This is a genomic window from Ensifer adhaerens (assembly GCF_013283195.1).
In the GTDB taxonomy this organism is placed as follows: domain Bacteria; phylum Pseudomonadota; class Alphaproteobacteria; order Rhizobiales; family Rhizobiaceae; genus Ensifer; species Ensifer adhaerens_G.
In genome coordinates, this window is record NZ_JABEKT010000003.1 from 484,518 (window position 1) to 501,935 (window position 17,418).

General features: G+C 56.9%; 16 protein-coding genes and 1 pseudogene. 9 read left to right on the forward strand and 8 right to left on the reverse strand.

Going from position 1 to position 17,418, the window contains the following annotated elements; genetic code table 11:
- Positions 1-390: 390 nt before the first annotated feature.
- Positions 391-1,905 (forward strand): phospholipase D-like domain-containing protein, encoded by a 1,515-nt coding sequence (locus LPJGGPFB_RS25330; RefSeq protein ID WP_173422688.1) that lies wholly within the window; start codon positions 391-393, stop codon positions 1,903-1,905.
- Here the strand turns inward: LPJGGPFB_RS25330 and LPJGGPFB_RS25335 are convergent.
- Positions 1,879-2,811 (reverse strand): putative bifunctional lysylphosphatidylglycerol flippase/synthetase, encoded by a 933-nt coding sequence (locus LPJGGPFB_RS25335; protein WP_173422689.1) that lies wholly within the window; start codon positions 2,809-2,811, stop codon positions 1,879-1,881. The two genes, LPJGGPFB_RS25330 and LPJGGPFB_RS25335, sit on opposite strands and share 27 nt — an antisense overlap.
- Before the next feature lie 152 nt (positions 2,812-2,963).
- Here LPJGGPFB_RS25335 and treY point away from each other — a divergent pair, with 152 nt between their 5' ends.
- Entirely contained in the window at positions 2,964-5,441 is a 2,478-nt protein-coding gene (treY, locus tag LPJGGPFB_RS25340; protein ID WP_173422690.1) for a malto-oligosyltrehalose synthase, read from the forward strand.
- Here treY and LPJGGPFB_RS25345 read toward each other — a convergent pair.
- Entirely contained in the window at positions 5,432-5,824 is a 393-nt protein-coding gene (locus LPJGGPFB_RS25345) for a response regulator (RefSeq protein WP_345791072.1), read from the reverse strand. The two genes, treY and LPJGGPFB_RS25345, sit on opposite strands and share 10 nt — an antisense overlap.
- Before the next feature lie 294 nt (positions 5,825-6,118).
- Here LPJGGPFB_RS25345 and LPJGGPFB_RS25350 point away from each other — a divergent pair, with 294 nt between their 5' ends.
- Positions 6,119-7,123 carry a PAS domain S-box protein gene (locus tag LPJGGPFB_RS25350; RefSeq protein WP_173422691.1) on the forward strand — a complete coding sequence of 335 codons (1,005 nt, stop codon included), beginning with the start codon at positions 6,119-6,121 and terminating at the stop codon, positions 7,121-7,123.
- A gap of 28 nt (positions 7,124-7,151) precedes the next feature.
- Here LPJGGPFB_RS25350 and LPJGGPFB_RS25355 read toward each other — a convergent pair whose 3' ends face one another.
- Entirely contained in the window at positions 7,152-7,409 is a 258-nt protein-coding gene (locus LPJGGPFB_RS25355; protein WP_173422692.1) for a hypothetical protein, read from the reverse strand.
- Between the two features lie 389 nt (positions 7,410-7,798).
- Between LPJGGPFB_RS25355 and LPJGGPFB_RS25360 the strand changes: the two genes are divergently transcribed.
- A complete protein-coding gene (locus LPJGGPFB_RS25360) occupies positions 7,799-8,413 on the forward strand; it encodes a flavodoxin family protein (protein ID WP_173422693.1) in 615 nt (204 codons plus the stop codon).
- Here the strand turns inward: LPJGGPFB_RS25360 and LPJGGPFB_RS33770 are convergent.
- Positions 8,410-8,739, reverse strand: coding sequence for a hypothetical protein (locus tag LPJGGPFB_RS33770; protein WP_427858414.1), 330 nt, complete (start codon positions 8,737-8,739; stop codon positions 8,410-8,412). The genes LPJGGPFB_RS25360 and LPJGGPFB_RS33770 overlap by 4 nt on opposite strands.
- Positions 8,740-9,644: 905 nt before the next feature.
- Entirely contained in the window at positions 9,645-10,508 is an 864-nt protein-coding gene (locus LPJGGPFB_RS25370; protein ID WP_173422694.1) for a hypothetical protein, read from the reverse strand.
- Positions 10,509-10,655: 147 nt separating this feature from the next.
- On the opposite strand from LPJGGPFB_RS25370, the gene LPJGGPFB_RS25375 reads away from it, so the two are divergent.
- From LPJGGPFB_RS25375 to LPJGGPFB_RS25390, 4 genes are all read left to right on the forward strand, one after another.
- Positions 10,656-11,105, forward strand: coding sequence for a hypothetical protein (locus LPJGGPFB_RS25375; RefSeq protein ID WP_173422695.1), 450 nt, complete (start codon positions 10,656-10,658; stop codon positions 11,103-11,105).
- A 289-nt stretch (positions 11,106-11,394) separates the two neighbouring features.
- Positions 11,395-11,583, forward strand: a complete 189-nt coding sequence (locus tag LPJGGPFB_RS25380; protein ID WP_173422696.1) for a hypothetical protein — start codon at positions 11,395-11,397, stop codon at positions 11,581-11,583.
- 24 nt (positions 11,584-11,607) lie between these two features.
- Positions 11,608-12,216, forward strand: a complete 609-nt coding sequence (locus tag LPJGGPFB_RS25385) for a response regulator (RefSeq protein ID WP_173422697.1) — start codon at positions 11,608-11,610, stop codon at positions 12,214-12,216.
- 131 nt (positions 12,217-12,347) lie between these two features.
- Complete coding sequence (locus tag LPJGGPFB_RS25390) at positions 12,348-12,611, forward strand: hypothetical protein (RefSeq protein ID WP_234903037.1); 264 nt, start codon at positions 12,348-12,350, stop codon at positions 12,609-12,611.
- A gap of 296 nt (positions 12,612-12,907) precedes the next feature.
- Here the strand turns inward: LPJGGPFB_RS25390 and LPJGGPFB_RS33775 are convergent.
- Positions 12,908-13,156, reverse strand: a pseudogene (locus LPJGGPFB_RS33775) (mechanosensitive ion channel family protein); the annotation flags it as partial.
- Between the two features lie 206 nt (positions 13,157-13,362).
- Positions 13,363-14,820 (reverse strand): glycogen synthase GlgA, encoded by a 1,458-nt coding sequence (glgA, locus tag LPJGGPFB_RS25395; RefSeq protein ID WP_173422698.1) that lies wholly within the window; start codon positions 14,818-14,820, stop codon positions 13,363-13,365.
- 475 nt (positions 14,821-15,295) lie between these two features.
- Between glgA and LPJGGPFB_RS25400 the strand changes: the two genes are divergently transcribed.
- On the forward strand, positions 15,296-15,511 hold the full coding sequence (locus LPJGGPFB_RS25400) for a hypothetical protein (protein WP_173422699.1): 216 nt from the start codon (positions 15,296-15,298) through the stop codon (positions 15,509-15,511).
- Between the two features lie 19 nt (positions 15,512-15,530).
- On the opposite strand, the gene treZ is transcribed toward LPJGGPFB_RS25400, so the two are convergent.
- Positions 15,531-17,324 (reverse strand): malto-oligosyltrehalose trehalohydrolase, encoded by a 1,794-nt coding sequence (gene treZ / locus LPJGGPFB_RS25405; protein ID WP_173422700.1) that lies wholly within the window; start codon positions 17,322-17,324, stop codon positions 15,531-15,533.
- Positions 17,325-17,418: the final 94 nt, after the last annotated feature.

A 17,418-nucleotide genomic window follows, 5' to 3' on the forward strand; every position in this document is an offset into this window, starting at 1 on the left:
TGGCATTGCCGGCGATCCTGCCCATGTGCAATGTGTATCGACACGGTGGTCGAGGCATTGGAGGCATGCAGAGCGACGACAACTCCTGCGACTGCCGCACCGTGCGCTGATCTAACCGACGCTCGGCTCAAAGCCAGCCTCTGGGTTTCCGGAACAATATCCCCACAAACCTGGTTGGGTAGCAGATCCAGCGATGTGTTACCGAGGTGTTGGTTTTATGAGAGATGAGGCAGACCGTTGCCGGACGAAGAAGCAGCCCGCCGACCACGCACGAGGGGGGTGCTCGCGTCGTTCATTTACCCAATGCCTTGCGGGTGCTATCCGCCTGCGTACAACTCATGCCGTGGCAACTGTGCTCGGAGCAGAACTCGAACAGCTACGGCATTTTTCATGACATCCGAACACTTTGCCCCCCAGAAGCGGACGATACCTATTGGCGCGCTTGGCTCCTCTCAGGATTCCTCGTTCTTTAATCTCGGACATAACGTGTGGAAGACGGCGAGGGCCGAAAAGGTGGCTATACTTGTCGACGCTGCTGCGTATTTTCGCCAGATACAGATGGCCTTTGAACAGGCGCAACGAGAGATCTGGATTGTGGGATGGGACTTTGATCCGGATATTCTGATTGATCCTGCTGCCCACGATCCGCAGACGCTGTCGCATCTGCTCGAACGTGCCCTGGACAGAACTCCCGATTTACGGGTCCGGATCCTCGTTTGGGCGTTTGGACCTCTCTACTCCGGAAAATCACTGAAATTGTTTCGCAAGCGCGGGATACTCTCCCATGAGCGCGTGACAATCGCTTTCGATCTGCGTCACCCATTTTTCGGGTCCCACCATCAAAAACTTGTCACAATCGATGCAGGCCTTGGCTTCGTGGGCGGGATGGATCTGACCGCTAGACGATGGGATGACAGCGATCACCGGCCTGACAATCCGATGCGTGTTACACCAGATGGCAAACCCTATGACCCTGTGCACGATGTACAGGCTGCGGTTTCAGGACCGGCAACGCAGATGATCCGCGCGTTGGTACGCCGGCGCTGGTATCATGCGACGGGAGAGGTCGTTGAGCCTGTTGAAACCAACGCGGACCAGTGGCCCGCATCCCTGCCTGCGGACTTTAGCGGCTGCCAGACCGCTTTGTCGCGTACCGAGCCGCACCGCGATCGGCTGCGCTCACGCCGCGAATCGATAAACCTCATCCACGACGTTTTGCGCCAAGCCCGAAAGCATATCTACATCGAAGCTCAATATCTTGCGTCGTTCGGGCTCGCCGAGGTTTTGCTCAAGCGGCTTTATGAGGAAGATGGACCTGAAATCGTAGTGGTGGTGACCCGCTCCTCGCATGGCCTAATCGAGAAGCTTGTCATGGGCGATAACCGGGACCGCTTGATCCGAAAGCTCAAGCGCGCCGACCGCCATGATCGTTTGTGGGTCATGTACCCCGTTGTTCCTGACACGGCCGGGGCCGAAAGAGAGATCCTTGTCCATTCAAAGGTCCTCATCGTCGATGATCTGTTCCTGCGCGTGGGCTCTTCCAACCTCAATCGCCGATCGGAAGGACTTGATACGGAAGCCGACTTTTCGATTGAAGGTCGCGATGATGGATGTCGGAAAGGAATTGCCAGTGTTTGCGCGCGCCTTCTTGCCGAACATCTCGCCTCGACACCGAGCGAGGTGCACAATGTGCTTGAGGCCACGGGGTCATTGAGGGAGACAATTCGACGGTTGAACAGATCCACGCGTGGGCTTCGCCATTTCGACATCGACCTTGCACGTGGACCAACGCAGGCCGTCGCGGGCACTGCCCTAGCCGACCCCCGCCGCCCATTTCACCCCATCGCGACGGTGCGCGGATTTGTAGAACGTGTGATCTCACGCTTGTTTGGCCTTGGGGCCTGACGCGTCGCGTTCCTTGATCACAAGTTCGCTCACGCCTAGAAGGGGCAACCCGATCATGATCGGCACGAAGTAGTAGATGGTACGGAACGCGATAACCGCTGCAACGGATTCAGCGCCCGGTAGGATCTGAACGACTGTCGCCTCCAGCACGCCTATTCCCCCGGGCACATGGCTGATGATTGCCGCCACGTTGGCGACAATCGAAACTGTGGCGACCTTCAGGTAACTGGCTTCGGCAAAGGCGGAGAGCGTCTGATGAAGGCAGGCGGCTACAAACGCAAAGTTGAGCACACCAACCACGATCTGGAGAGCCGCAGTCATCAGAGGAGGAAACCTGAAGCTCCATCGCAGTACCGTCAATGGCGTACGCGATGTAGCGGAGAATACCAGATAAACGACTGGAAAGAGCCCGGCGGCGATCGCCAAGGCATAAACCGTTCCTTCCCCGACCCCTATCATCGAGGCTGCGTCCCCCGGGCGCAGGAGGAGCGCGACGCTACCCAGCGCTGCAAGCCCGAGGGCGACGGTCGTGCCGCAAAACACGACGACCACGGCCACGTCGGCGGTCGAAAGCCCCCATCTCGAATAGTAGCGGTAGCGCACGGCAGCGCTGCTCAAGGCGGCCACGCCCACATTGTGACCGATCGACAAGCTGACAAACGAGGCTAGCATGGTTTGATGCAACGCAAGCGGCTTTCTCACGTAGCGAACCGCGAGCGCATCGAAACATGATAGGCACGCGTAGGACGCAGCAGCAAAGACGAGTGCGAACGTGATATTCCTGCCTGGGAGCGAAAAAAGGGCTGAGCTGATGTCGGTGTAGCGATATTCGCGAAGCGTTCGGTAGAGGAGGAAGATCGCTCCGCAAAACGCCACGGCGAGTATTATCCTGAAAAACAATCGCATGAGAACCGTCCGTCAAGCCTCGTAGGGGCCCAACGAAAGGCAGGCAAACTGGTTCCAATTTTTCTGAAGGGTTTCAATCAAGACGCGCCAGACGGAACCTTTAGGAGCCTTGTCTCTTATACCCGCTTTCACCGTTAAGCGGACACTTCGCCATGGCCTTGCCCACGTCAACGTATCGACTTCAGTTTCGCCAGGGGATGACTTTCAGGCGCGCGAGCAAGCTTGTTCCATATCTGGCGCGTATGGGCGTCAGCCATGTTTATACCTCCCCCATCATGAAAGCGGTAAAGGGTTCGACACACGGCTATGATGTGGTCGACTTCAACATGATCGAGCCAGCTTTGGGCGGGATGGAAGGCTTCAACGTCTTTTGTGATGTCCTTAGGCGCCACGGCCTCGAAATCATCGTCGACATCGTGCCGAACCATATGGCTGCTTCGGTCGAAAACCCCTGGTGGCATGATGTCCTGGCACACGGGATGGCAAGCCCATATTCTCAATGTTTCGATATCGATTGGCGTCGGCGCCTGACACTTCCAGTCCTGCGGCAACAGTATTGCGACGAGGTTTCCCGCGGCGCTTTCACGCTGACGATCGAACGAGATTGCCCGTGTATCCGATATGGTGATGTGTCCTACCCCTTATGTTCCGGCAGCGAATTGTCCTCAGCAGTCATGAGCGGGTCCGATCTCGACACACTGGCGCGATCGAAGGAATTTATGATTCAGCTTCATGCTGCCCAAGCTTACGAAATGATCCCATGGAGGGATGCCTCCCGCGCGCTGTCATATCGACGCTTCTTCGAAATCAGCGGACTTGTAGGGTTAAGGGTGGAAGAGCGGCAAGTGTTCGAGGACGTGCATCGGCTTGTCCTTGAAATGGTAAACTCCGGCCAGGTAGGGGGCCTGCGCATCGACCACGTCGACGGGCTTGTCGATCCGGCGGGATACCTTGATCGGCTGCGCGCGGCCACAGGCCCCGATATTTTCATCGTCGTGGAGAAGATCCTGGTCAAGGGTGAGCGTTTGCCGCAATGGTCGATTGCGGGCACGACCGGGTACGAATTCATCGATGCATCGAGCGGAGTATTTGTTTCAAGAGAGGGGCTTCGCGAACTTGGCGATGCCTATGAACGGATAGCACCGGAGACGTCTGACCTCGAACTGGCAAGAAGAAAGGCGCAAAGCGAGATGGTGCGAAGGCACTTCGTTGGTGAAGTTGAACGCCTTGTCGAAATCGCCGAAACAGCGTCTGGACAAACGGGCCTGAAACCAGCGATCGAGGAAGTGCTGATCGGCTTTCCGCGCTACAGGACCTACCTGAGCGATACCGTTTCATCGACCGCCGATCAACGCATTCTCGCTCAGGCTGTCGCAAGCGCATTACGCGAAGTAGATGACGCAGCGCTCTTGGATACAGTTGCTGAACTCCTTCTGGCGCCTGCCGGGCAAGAAGGCGTTAAGTTTCGCAATCGGTTCCAACAGCTTACCGGTCCTGTGCTCGCCAAGGCGGTCGAGGATACCCTCTTTTATCGATATACATGCTGTCTTGCCCTAAACGAGGTCGGATGCGAGGCTGAACTTCCGTCAGGAGGGATCGACGGCTTTCACGCCAAGATGCTTGAACGCCTTTCAGCACAGCCATCGGGTCTGTCGGCCACGAGCACCCATGACACCAAATGGAGCGAGGATGCGCGTTGCAGGCTGTGGGCGATCACCGAGGACGCTGGATCCTGGTCATCGCAATTCGAAAGATGGAAAGGCCGCGCCCTGTCCCACCTTGAGGATCGGCTTGATGCGAATACCGAGTGGACGCTGTTCCAGGCGCTGCTTGCCGTTTTGCCGGCCGAGCTTTCTTCGGCCTCGCTCGCCAGCCTATATCAACGCTTCTTAACCTATGCCGTGAAGGCGGCGCGCGAGGCGAAGATGGGGACGTCCTGGCTGGCTGTAAATGAGGAATACGAGACGCGGTTGCGACGCTTCGTCGAGGGGATATTCTCGCCGCAGGGAATATCCCATCTTCAAGAGTTCCACACTTTTTCAACACCGTTCATGCTGGCTGGCCTTGTCAATTCACAGGTGTTGACGTTGCTGAAGTTAGTGGCGCCCGGCATTCCCGATTTCTATCAGGGATGCGAAAATTTAAAATTCGAACTTGTTGATCCGGACAATCGGCAGCCTCTCCAGGCGAACTACCCCGATGGGTCGACAGACAATTCTCCGGCCTCCCTCGCCAAGTACCGGTTAATAAAAGAAGGCCTGAATCTACGTCGCGCTTGGCCTCAGCTGTTTGCACGAGGCGATTACGTCCCCTTGCGCGCGATGGGTAGGCGAGCGGAAAAAGTCATCGCATTTGCTCGATACGATCGGCACCAGCAGGTGGTAGCAATCGGTTCCACGCAGATGTTACGTCATGTCCATTCCCATACACTCTGCGCGGAGCGGGATTTCTGGCAAGATACCATCGTGGAACTCCCTGAGGGCCTCAGCCACCAAAACATCGATCTCCTGACAGGCCGAACCTTTCTGAAGCGGACGATTAGACTTGATCGCGCGCTGGAAGGTGGACCGACTGCAATTCTGGTTGCCTTGCCTCACGAACCGCATGAACGCCTCTCAAATCAATGTTGACCACCCGGGGGCACGAACAGACCCCGTGCGATATTTTCAAGCTCGAGTGGTTTGTCACACAAGACATACCCTCTGAAACGATCCGGGATGGCCGATGATCCGAAAGCACTTGCAAAGACGAAAGGGATCCCGCGCTCCTTTAGCCTCTCGGCAACCGGGAACACCTCGCTGCCGTCCAGTAAGATATCAAGGATTGCCGCGTCAATCGTGTTACGGTCGATGAGCAAAAGAGCATCGTCAACACGCGCAGTTGGACCAATTACGACCGCGCCGAGCCTTTCCAGCTTTCCGCGTGCTTCATCGGCGAGCAAGAACTCATCCTCCACCACAAGCACGCGCTTGCCGGCGAAATTCGAACTCCAGGACATTTCGAGATTGCTCAATATGCACTCCTTCCGGGATTTGTCGCTGCCGCTAAGTTAGCGACCGCCACGTCACAAGTTCCCGATCAGACCCGGCCCACCAGCCAGTTAAAACCATTCGCCTTGCATTTTGTTTCCCTCCGGCTGGCTGTTCAAGGCTGGACGAGCGTGAGCGTGGCGGCGCCATCGCCCCGACGACAGACCTGATGCGTGGAACATTTGGGCCTCTTTGGTCGTTTAGGCCGCGTCGAACGATCCCCAGCTTTCCGGGGGATGATTGGGGCGGACACAAAATCAATGAAAAGACAGAGGGAAATGGCGAAGTCCGATGCTCACGAGCTTGATCGTGCCAGATTGGCGGCAATCGTCGATTCTTCGTTCGATCCGATCATCAGCAAGGATCTGGATGGTACGGTTCGAACCTGGAACCGGGCGGCGGAACAGGTGTTCGGTTACAGCGCGAAGGAGATGATCGGGGCGCCGATCTTCAAGATAGTTCCGCCGCATCTTGAAAATGAGGAACGGGAAATCCTCGCCAGGGTTGGCGTCGGAGACCATATACCCGCTTTCGAGACTGTCAGGCAACTCAAGGATTTGAGCTATATCACGGTATCGTTGACGCTCTCCCCCATCAAGAACGCTCAGGGCCATATCGTGGGGGCTTCGGCGATCACGCGCGATATCACGGCCTCTAGGGACCGCGAAAGGCGGATCCGAGTACTGCTTAGAGAAGTCAACCACCGCGTCAAAAATCAATATGCAATCATTCTCTCGATGATAAGACAGATGCGATGGACCGAGACGGATCCGCAAACCTTCGAGCGTCACATCGCGGAACGGATCATGGCGCTATCCGCCTCGCATGACCTCATCGTGTCTGCGGATTGGGAGGGTGCGGCACTTGCCGACCTGGTTGCGATACAGCTCAAACCCTTTGGTCATGACGACGTCATAGCATTTCGTGGGCCTGCCGTGATGCTGACACCGAAAGCTGTCGAGAACCTCGGCATGGCATTTCATGAATTGGCACTAAACTCCTCAAGGCACGGCGTCTTGAGCGGAAAGCCGGGCACGATCACGATTTCTTGGAACGTGGGACAAGCAGCGGACCCGAAGACATTCTTTGTCCAATGGGACGAGAAGACGTCTGACCCATTTCCTGCTGCCGGGGAGCCAAGCTCGGGGTTTGGATCGGTGATCTTGAGAAGAGTCGCGCCGCAAGCGCTCGGGTCGGCGGGTGAGATCATTCGCGAGAAGTTTCGCTTAAACTGGACGTTGCAGGGCCAGCTTTCCGGTTTTACGACAGACATCGAACAATAATCACAATCAGCGCAATTGGCGAGCGCCTTTAGTCTTCTCGGGCCGGCTGCAGGGTGCCATCATTGCATTTCATGGTCATATGAAGATCCAGGTCATCGCGACGTGGGCCGATTTCCACAAAGATCTTTCGCCCTTCGAGCGGTGTCAGGCGATAGGCGCTTATGAACTCTTCAAGATCGTAATGGAGAAAATGAATTGTATCGAGTGAATGCCCGGCGCTCGCACCGATTTTCACTTCTCTGCGGCCAGTGGCATCGATGGGCCGCTTGTCACCGTTTTCATTCATCTAACTTCTGCCGTCTTGAGGGGACATTCGCTTCCAATTCATGCCGGCTCGCATAGGCGCCGAGTAAAGCAACCACGCGTCGCCTGACCTCGCTTGGAAGACCTTGCTGTCGGCAATATTGCACAACGTCATAGACCGGCCGGTTCGGACTTTTGATGACATCGGTACCCTTGGCGTGCCTGGACATATTCGCCTGCGCCTCCCTGGCACGGTGTCAAACCAGCAGACGGCGCAAAGGTTCCCTCCTTTGCAGGGCTCATCGAGAAATATCTCCCCTACGCCACGTTAGTACCGATACCGATGCAGCAATTTGGAACACTTTGGTCATCGGCTGGTTGAAGAGGCACTTGAATTGCCCGTGACATGTTCGCCACTCAGAGGAACCCCAAATGCCGCTGCAAGCCGTAGCACTGAATTGCACCCTCAAGACCCGCTCTGGGGAGCCATCGTCCACCGATCGGATGCTGAAACTGGTTGCCAGCGAATTGAAGAAAAGCGGTGTCAAGACCAAGTACCTCCGTCTTGCCAATCTTGCAATCCTGCCCGGTGTGACATCAGATGAAGGAGAAGGCGACGACTGGCCGGACGTCCGTAAAGAGATCCTCACCGCCGACATTCTGATCCTGGGAACTCCCATTTGGCTTGGCCAGCCCTCCAGCGTCGCCAAAAGGGTGCTTGAGCGTATGGACGCCTTCCTGGACGAAACAGACGAGCAGGGCCGCATGATCTCTTATGGCCGCGTGGCAGCTGTCGCAGTCGTCGGAAACGAGGATGGTGCGCACCATGTATCAGCCGAGATTTTTCAGGCGCTGAACGATGTGGGGTTCTCCATCCCCGCCAATGCAGTCTGCTACTGGGTTGGCGAGGCCATGGGAGAAACAAATTTTGCCGATCTCAAGCAAGTGCCCGAGCCTGTTGAGAAGATGGCCAGCATGTTGGCCCGCAACGCCAGCCACCTCGCAAGGCTGCTTGCGGATGCCCCTTATCCGGGGGAGGCCGTTTAAGTAAAGGACGCGACAGAGAACGAAAATAAGAAACGACCCGTCGTCGTGATCACTGCCGCATCATCAGGTATCGGGCAAGCGAACGCTGAAGCATTCTCTCGCCAAAGCGCCAGACTGCTGATTACGGCACGGAATGCTTCGGCATTCCATCCGGTCGCCGTGCGATGCCGGGAACGAGCCGAAGTGCTGGTGGTCCCCACCGACGTCACCAAGCCCCATTCGACGAAACGCCCCAAGATGTCCATAAGCACGTGATCCGAACGAACCTCATTGGACATCTCAACGACGAGTATGCTGTTACTCCGATATTCAAACGTCAGAAACATGGCGCATGATTTCCTTTGGCGGCTTGCCTGCGCCCCTTTCGCGGCTACCTATTCTGCAATTAAGTTCGGCCTCACGGTGTTCAGCCAATCCCTTCGCGCCGAGCTTTGATCCTATCGCGACATTCACATCTACGATGATATCCAACGTTTATGGAAGCGGCAGGGATAGCGCACGGGGAGCGAACTATACCGGTCACAGGCTGACAGCACCTCCGCCGGTCTATGATGCGCCGCGCCGTCCGCGCCATCCTTCATCTGGCAAAAGTTTCTCTCGCGTCGCTTACACTGGACGCGATGGCGTTCGCGGCGCGCCTTGGCCACTTTGTGGCGCTCAAGCTTTCAGCGTGGATCCTGGCGAAAATCGTGGCTAGATATTTTCAACGCGTAGCCCTGGCCAGCATCAGTCATGGCAATCTCTTTGAGGCTGCCGCAAAACCAGGTGGAGTGAGTGCGGCCTTCCCGCCGTATGAGCAACGCCGGTCACAGCTGGGATCGCGATCGCCGTTCTCGGCTTGGCGATGTTGGTTTATGCTCGGAGGCTACGATAAGTGGGAACCTGCATGAAACGGAAGACAGGGCGCGCTCCTTCAGTCAACGAGCGCAGCTCCGCCGCTTCGTATTCGCCCGCCAAGGCCACGAGGGCAACCCCGATGCCTTCAGGTTCCCATCCAGCCGCTCGGGCGCATTGGACGGAAATCATCGCCGATGTATCCGGCCGGTTCCGCACCAAGAGAGTCAGGTTTGCCGGTGAAGTCCGCTAGCAATGGCCCGAGAGCCGCCAAGCAATTCTGCATCCGGCCGCTGCATTGGCTAGTTCGCGAGGGTGTAAATTTCGTGGATGAGCGGCATCAGCGACTCCCTTCAAACTATCGCAACAAATGTTAGGACACGGTACCACTGACATACTAACGGCGCTCGCGGGCGCGTGCCTTCCGCCGGGCCTCAGTGAGTTCGGGGCGCAGTGGACGCCACCATCCTCGCCGCATTTGCTGAATGGTCGGAGGGTCTCGTGCGGGCCATTCGCGGACAAGCTCCGCCAATGACGGTCGTCGCCATTTTCCCCACACGTAATGGCCAGCCCCAGCAAGACGATAAAGGTCGGGATAAAGGCTCTCCAAGACATCCGTGCCCACCACCTCTCCGGTCACCTTCTCAAACGAGACCATGCCCCATGTTGCGGTATCCACGGGGCGCCCGAGGGCTGGCAACGCGGCTGCCAGCAGGGGATGGCGCCTTCTTGCAAGCTCCGATGCCCTTTTCCTGGCGAGCATCGCCTTGTTGGTTCCACGTTCCACTTCGCGCCGGCGGCGCCTCTCTCCTGGCTCGGCGCGGTGAGCCTCCTCTTCGAGGCTCGGCCATAGGGCCTTTAGTGCTTCGAAAGAACGGAAAGGCAAATGCCAAGCGCGCTCCACTCGATCCCATCGAGCAAGAGGCAGCGAACGCAGGAGTTTCACCACCCCGTGCGAAAAGGGCGTTTTTACAATCAGATCGGATGATGCTTCCAGATACGGACTGACGATGGGCTCAAATGAGAAACCGTCACGACCCTTTTCATCGGCAAAGCGGTCGCTGCGCGTGGCTTCGAACTCGAGGAAGCTCGCCACCCGCCGAGCCGCGGTGGTGCCCGGTACGAACCAACTTTTTTCCTCAGGGCGCCAACGAGCGCGTGGAAACTTCTGACGGAACCTCTCCAAAGTTCCACGATCATATTCAAGTTCCACCGCGAACCCAGGTTGGTCGGCTCCCGGCTTGACGAATACGCCACGCATCCTGTGCGCTCCATACCATGCTTAAGCAGGTAACGCGTGAGCGCGCGATGCGTTCACTCCGCGGTCAACTGGCGGACGACATTCTCGATTCGAGGGTGGTCAGCGCTCGAACCAAATATCGATACACTCACCTTGCATGAACGTAGGATGGAACCTGTTATGCAACCACCATATGGCACAGGCACTCAGCGTCGTTTCGTTGATGTTGCCTTGCCGATACTGCTCAAGGATAAACCTCACAAGGCGTTCAGCGTCGTCTTTACGGACTTGCCTGTTTGCAAGGAGGCACGCACGCTGGAAGACTCGATCAAGAACTTCCAGCTCAGATCTGTACAGATCCAATTGTACTTCTTCTTCCATGTCGCCCTCCCGGAATGCGAAACGAAATGGGACCGAACTGGAAGATGGACGCCATGTTCCGCAATTTCCGGCTATAGGCGGCATTGGCGTTTCTGCTCAGATTTGTGCGCTAGGACCGCTGGAAACATGCTGGCCGGCCGGCAGACGTCGTCAGGAAAGACCAATATCTTCACCGCACCTGGACCTGAATTCATTGCGAACATGGTCATTGATGAATCGACCCTGGGCAAAGGCTGACTGAAAGCCTCAAAAATCTCGCTGGGCACTTCAAGGTAATCGTAGCGCCGCCGGGAAGGCAAAGCCAAACCGACGGGATTTCCTCGGCTGGGTCATAGGTAGACTTATGTGCCAGGGAAGACGGCATTTCATTAGGGCCTCAAGTGCGAACGTTCGTTTCGTCGTTTCAACGTTCAGCGGAGGTCGCCGTTCCACGCGCCCCGAAAAGTTTTCTTGGCTTGTAAGCGAGGAAATCATATCGTGATGGAATGGCGGTAAGGACGCGATCAAGAAAACTCAGGCGAGTGTGATGGTATCGGAAAAAAAGGGCGATTATGGCGTTGAAGCGGATTCCGGCTCCCTGAGCGAAGAAGATCGCGGCGTCGCTATCGATGACACGCCTGACGCGCTTTTGCTACTTGCAAACCGTCTACAGAAGGCGCTTGACGCGCGTTCGACGCCCGCGCCCATAAAAAAGAGCCGCGCAACCGAACATTGAACGTCAGCCCAGGAAGGTGCAGGAATGTCAGATCGCCATCCGATGCGCGTGTTGATCGCGGAGGACGAGTTCCTGTTGGCGGACGACATAGCATCGTGGCTAGAACGCGCGGGTGCTACCGTTGTCGGTCCTTTGCCTTCGGTTGAGCGGACACTGGCACGACTCAAGGGGGCGCCCGAGATCGATGTTGCCGTTCTCGACATCAATTTGAACGGCGAGCTCATCTATCCCGTTGCAGACGAGCTCGCGAGACGGGACGTCCCGGTGGTCTTTTATACCGGTTATGACCTCGAAGTTCCGAAGCGGTTCTCGAGCGCAATGAAGATCAGCAAGTCGGCAAGCTCCGGCGATCTCGTGAATGCAGTGTTTGAACAGCGTCTCAGGAGCCTGGCGACCTTACCTCCAATGAGGCGCGAGGGACTTGAGGAATGCGTTCTTCAACTCGTGCCTGCGCTTCGATTGCGTGCTCGTTTGCTCTTGCCCTCTCCGCGCGCGGCGGACGCCTTGGTTGAGAGGACGCTTGAGAGGGCGATTTGCGAGGTGTCAGCCAGAGCTGAGGGCCAAGACCTGGATACATGGCTCCACCAGATCATGCTCGCCGTCTTTGCCCAGAGCCCCTTCGGACCAAACTAGGCTCCAAACTCCATAGTCACGATCGACTTGCACACTGCGGGACGCACCCGCCTCACGTGGAAGCCGGGCCCGATGTGGCGGGAACAAACGTCGTCCCTAAAGGTTCGATTGCCGCAACAATGGAGGATGCAATGAGCGAAGCGGTTGCCACAAAGGATCATGAAACCATCAGGACGTGGGTGGAAAAGCGAAAAGGCCGTCCATCCCGCGTCAAGGGTGCGTCGAGCGACGGCGTGTTGCGCATAGACTTTGGTGAGCGGGAGGAAAACCTCGAAACCATTTCTTGGGATGAGTTCTTCACGATCTTCGATCACAACAAACTGCAATTCCTGCACCAGGAAAAGACGTCGGACGGAAAGCTCAGCCGTTTCAACAAGTTTATCGACCGGGATTAGTCGAGGACGCAGGACCTGCCCCGATCCAGCCATTTCAAAGCAACGCCGGCACCAGCGTGCTCTCGTTTTGCCCCTGCAATGCTCTCGTCCTTCGCCTTTGTCGATTTTACGGCCCGTGCCCCATATTCCGGTTTCACGTCTGTTTTTCCGCCGTCAGATCATGGGCATGGATGTGAGGACCGGGATGAGCCGTCACGCGCTCGTCGCCTCGAAAGCCAAAACCTTGCGCCCACTTTCCCGACAGTGACGTGACGTGATTGGCGATGGCAGCCGCCTTTGCAACTCAAGGCCATGGTTGTGATCGGGGTGTTCCAGGTCGTGGAGTTTGGCGCCATGAGGTAAAGACAATCCTTGGTCAGCAGCTCCGTTTCGAAGAGATGATGGAGCGAGACGAGAAGCATGATCCCCGCTGCGATCTCCTGCAATGTTCCGTGGACTGCCAGACCGACCGGCAGGCCTGCCGCGCACTGCCACTACAATCGATGTCGTCTGCACCCGAACTGGCCAAACAGCGTGACGAACACCAAAACAAGCAGCGCATAGCGAGCAGGACGACCACGCCCGGGGTCGAAAGGCCGTAATGGATTAACAGTGAGAGGGGTTCAGAAGAGCGGACACCGCAGCGAAGTCAGCAAGACGACTTTCCATCAACAACAACCGGTTTGTTAGTGTGGCCAACGGGGCACGGGGTACGCTTGTTCCATGGGATCAACTTCGACCGGCGCCCCACACACCCCTCAGGGTGCAAGCGTCAGGCAGTGCGCCGAAACTCCTCCTCCTTGCTCAGCAGTCGGGAATAGAGTTGGCAATATTGACTAGCGCTTCGCTCCCAGGAACTGTCGGCCTTCATCGCTTGTCGTCTAAGCCTGTCCCAGGATCGGTGTCTGCGATATAGCTTGAAGGCCCTCCTCAAGGCATGCCTTAGTCCGGCGTGGTCTATGGGCAGGAATTGAATGCCAGTCGCGGCCTGCGCGTGAACTGCGGCGTCGTTGGCATCAATGATCGTTTCGGAAAGGCCGCCCGTACGCGCGACAATCGGAACGCAACCGTACCGCATCGCGTATAACTGCGTGAGGCCACAGGGCTCGAAGCGTGACGGGACCAGCATCGCGTCGGAACCGGCATGGATAAGATGGGCGAGCCTTTCGTCATAGCCGATGCGAACGGAGACATGGTCGGGGTACCTCTGGGCAGCGTTGATAAATTTCCGTTCAATGGCGGGATCTCCCTGTCCATGAACGACCAGCATTCCACCCCGCGTGGCAAACTCATCGACGACATCGGCAAGGAGGTCCATTCCCTTTTGCCAAGTCAGGCGATTGACGCTTGCAAACACTGGGCCGTTGCGGTCCGCAAGATCGAAATGGTCCAGCAGGTCTTTACGATTACCAAGGCGCTTCAGGGGAGTGCGAGACGAAAACGGGTAGTTGATATGGGGATCGCGGGACGGATCCCAAACGTCGAGGTCAATCCCGTTGACAATCCCCACGACATCGTCATGGCGTGCGTTCATCACGCCATCAAGGCCCATCCCTCCCTCCGGCGACATAACCTCGCGCGCGTAGGTGGGGCTGACCACTGTGATAGTGTGAGCACTCATCACGCCCGCCTTGAGGTAACCGAGCTCGCCGTAGTATTCCAGCACCTCGGCGTAAGCTTCGTCTGGCAGCCCTAGCCGGGCAAAGTGGCAGGCGGGGAACTGACCTTGGAACGCCAGGTTGTGAACGGTAAGCACTCGAGGGATATCGGGCTGTCGCCCATATTTGAGATAAACCAGCGACAGCGCCGAATGCCAGTCATGCGCATGAACGATGCATGGCCTCCAACCGGCGACGCCGTTTTCCCCGATATCCGACCCAACGGCGGAGAGTGCGGCGAAGCGTTTCCAGTTATCGGCGTAGTCCTTTCCATGAACATCAAGATACGGCCCTCCCGTCCTGTCAAAGAACGCTGGAGCGTCGAGTATCAGAAGCTCCAGTCCATCGAATTGAGCGGAAAGGAGTTTTGCCCGTTCGCCAAAAAGATCATCGTACTTCCTCACAACCGATGCTTCAGGCAAGGCGCGAAGGATTGTCGGATATCCAGGGACGAGCGTTCTCACGCGCACTCCAAATGCCGCCAAGGCTTTCGGTAAAGAACCCGCGACATCGGCCAGTCCACCGGTCTTCACCAAGGGGAAGATTTCTGCTGTCACGGCAAGAATGTTCATATCCGCCATCCCTTCTTATGCTCCGGTCACCACTCCAGACCGAGGTCCAACCCAGCGCGGGGGCGGAATGTTCCAGGTAAAAAGGCCTGAAAGGAATATTGGCGATTCCGGGAACAAACGGTTGAATCGCTTGTTCGTTAAGGAACCGTAGACGGGACCGACGAGACACTGTTTCCGTCGCGCATTGCCCTTTAACCGGGCAACGGGTCGAGGCTCCAGGGAGTGTGAGGGACTTCGATGCCATGGATTTTGACGGGTAACCAGAACGTGATTGGTCGTTCTCGTGAAAAGAGCGCCGAACGGGAGGATCCCATCCCGCCGCGCACTGACCGATTGGACCGTCTGGAGGCCGCCGGTCAGCTGGAAAAAATGGAGGATCCCAACTCACTTTTTTGGCGAGGTATCTGGATGACGGTATTTTGAGCGGCGGAACTTTCGCGACTGGTCGCTGTTGAGGATACGAAGGAGATTGGACATGGATACCGCCGACAAGCTGCAGCTGCACTTCGACCTGCTAAGTCACCGCGCGTTGCTGTCGTGCGGATCGAGGGACTATGTCCTGCCCGACCAATATCCAGACCGCGACGCTGCGCGGCGGGCAGCCCAGGAGTTCGCCTGGGAAACCCTTGGCTATAAGGGGCGTAACCGACAACTTGTCGACTGCTCTCAGCTGCCGGTATGGCTGCGGTAGTGCGATAGGTTGCGGCCAATCAGCGGTCGGACCTTGGGCTTTTGCTATCTACCGCTATCAAGAGTGACATCGGTGGCATTTCTGGACCATGGAATTTGCCACCGCACCGCCATATGGTCGAACCACTGACTGGCGTGGCGTTGCACGGCATTTCGGAAAAATTTGCACGCAACTGCAGACAGTCATCACCGAATTGCCAGTCAACAGCGATGATACCCGCACGGGTAGCTGCAACCTGTACGAGCGGTGGCCCCATCGGAAGGAGCGGCACCACATGCTTGAACCGTAGATGTGTTAGTTCGCGAATTAGCTTGCGCGTCCTGCGCCCCGAGGCACTCTCCGCTTTCTGCCAGTCCAATTTGGATGAAAGGAAGGTTTCGCGCCCAATGGGGTCTGGCAGGTCCTCGATCTTCAGATCGCGCGGGACGTTACCAAAGTTACGTGCCTCTTGCGGGCGCTCCATTCTAATGGACGTCGCCATCTCTCCACCATAATCGGCAAAGAAGTGAAACGGACTTGTTTCCCCATATTCATCACCCATGAACAGCAACGGGATGTGAGGAGTGAGAAGCAGCAAAGATGTGAGGACATCCATCTTGTCCTGACCGATAAGGCTCACGAGCCTGTCGCCCAGCAAACGGTTGCCGACCTGATCATGGTTTTGCAGGAAACTGACGCGGGCATAGAGCGGAACTCGCGCCTTTTTGCCAGTTGACGTGCGAGAGTTGAAGCCGGTGGCCAGCACCTCCTTGAGAACTTCCGTCGGCTCGGCGGCGAACGGTTTATAGTGACCATGGTGTTCGTGCGTCAGCAGAACGTGCAAAGCGTGGTGGAAGTCATCGTTCCATCCCGCCGAAAACAATAAAGGTCTGTCTTCGTCATGGGCCACCAACCGCGGTCGCCGCTCGGCATCCTCCACGATCAGATGCAATTTTCGATCGGGAAAGCTTTCACGCAATGATACAGCGAGGTGTTCCAGGAAAGGCGGCTTTCCTGTGTCGGTGATATGTTCCACCGCGTCGAACCGCAGACCGTCAATACGAAACCGGCCCAGCCAATGGCATGCATTGTCAAGAAAATATCGACGGACCTCGGGACGATCGAAATCGATGCCAGCGCCCCACGGTGTATCTCGATCGCCATTGAAGAATGCGGAGGCATAGCGTGACAACTTATTTCCTCGCGCACCGAAATGATTGTACACCACGTCAAGAATGACCATCATGCCAAGTCCGTGGGCGGCGTCCACGAGTGCTTTGAGATCATCCGGGGTGCCGTAGGCGTTGTGGGGTGCGAAGTGGAGGACACCATCATACCCCCATCCGCGATCTCCCGGAAAATGTCCCACCGGCATGAGCTGGATTGCCGAGATACCGATCTCGGCAAGTTCGGCAAGTCGAGGTATCGCCGCAAGGAACGTTCCTTCCGGCGAAAACGTTCCGACGTGTATCTCCGAAATGATAGCATCGGTCCAAGGGCGCCCACGCCAGTCGTCATGCTTCCATTGGTAGATCGAATGATCGACCAGGAGCGAAGGACCTTCAAGCGAGCCCACTTGGGCGTGCGAGGCAGGATCAGCTACCATTGTTCCGTCGGCTAGAACAAACTGATACTCGGCTCCTGCTTGCACATCGCAGTGCAAGGAAAACCAACCGTCCCCAGCGTGCGACATCTCCAGCTCCTGCCCACACAAGGCAAGGCCCACCCGCTGCTCGTCAGGCGCCCAGATGCGAAACAATGTCTTGCCGGGCGGCGACGTTATGGACGTTCCCCAGACTGGGGAAAGATTGTCTTCAACTTTTTGGATAAGCATTCCGTAGATTCCCTGCGTTGCACCACACAAACCCGGGAAGCACTCCAACGTTCCTGACAAAAGAGAAAAATGCCGCCGGGAACAAAGGGGGTGG

What these genes read in the sequence shown, in the direction of transcription:
- treY (WP_173422690.1), top strand. Translation starts at nt 2,964, where the DNA reads ATGGCCTTGCCCACGTCAACGTATCGACTTCAGTTTCGCCAGGGGATG.
- LPJGGPFB_RS25360 (WP_173422693.1), top strand. Translation starts at nt 7,799, where the DNA reads ATGCCGCTGCAAGCCGTAGCACTGAATTGCACCCTCAAGACCCGCTCT.
- LPJGGPFB_RS25335 (WP_173422689.1), bottom strand. Translation starts at nt 2,811, where the DNA reads ATGCGATTGTTTTTCAGGATAATACTCGCCGTGGCGTTTTGCGGAGCG.
- treZ (WP_173422700.1), bottom strand. Translation starts at nt 17,324, where the DNA reads ATGCTTATCCAAAAAGTTGAAGACAATCTTTCCCCAGTCTGGGGAACG.
- LPJGGPFB_RS25390 (WP_234903037.1), top strand. Translation starts at nt 12,348, where the DNA reads ATGAGCGAAGCGGTTGCCACAAAGGATCATGAAACCATCAGGACGTGG.
- LPJGGPFB_RS25350 (WP_173422691.1), top strand. Translation starts at nt 6,119, where the DNA reads ATGGCGAAGTCCGATGCTCACGAGCTTGATCGTGCCAGATTGGCGGCA.
- LPJGGPFB_RS25400 (WP_173422699.1), top strand. Translation starts at nt 15,296, where the DNA reads ATGGATACCGCCGACAAGCTGCAGCTGCACTTCGACCTGCTAAGTCAC.
- LPJGGPFB_RS25380 (WP_173422696.1), top strand. Translation starts at nt 11,395, where the DNA reads ATGGTATCGGAAAAAAAGGGCGATTATGGCGTTGAAGCGGATTCCGGC.
- LPJGGPFB_RS25355 (WP_173422692.1), bottom strand. Translation starts at nt 7,409, where the DNA reads ATGAATGAAAACGGTGACAAGCGGCCCATCGATGCCACTGGCCGCAGA.
- LPJGGPFB_RS25385 (WP_173422697.1), top strand. Translation starts at nt 11,608, where the DNA reads ATGTCAGATCGCCATCCGATGCGCGTGTTGATCGCGGAGGACGAGTTC.
- LPJGGPFB_RS25370 (WP_173422694.1), bottom strand. Translation starts at nt 10,508, where the DNA reads ATGCGTGGCGTATTCGTCAAGCCGGGAGCCGACCAACCTGGGTTCGCG.
- glgA (WP_173422698.1), bottom strand. Translation starts at nt 14,820, where the DNA reads ATGAACATTCTTGCCGTGACAGCAGAAATCTTCCCCTTGGTGAAGACC.
- LPJGGPFB_RS25375 (WP_173422695.1), top strand. Translation starts at nt 10,656, where the DNA reads ATGGAACCTGTTATGCAACCACCATATGGCACAGGCACTCAGCGTCGT.
- LPJGGPFB_RS25330 (WP_173422688.1), top strand. Translation starts at nt 391, where the DNA reads ATGACATCCGAACACTTTGCCCCCCAGAAGCGGACGATACCTATTGGC.
- LPJGGPFB_RS33770 (WP_427858414.1), bottom strand. Translation starts at nt 8,739, where the DNA reads ATGTTTCTGACGTTTGAATATCGGAGTAACAGCATACTCGTCGTTGAG.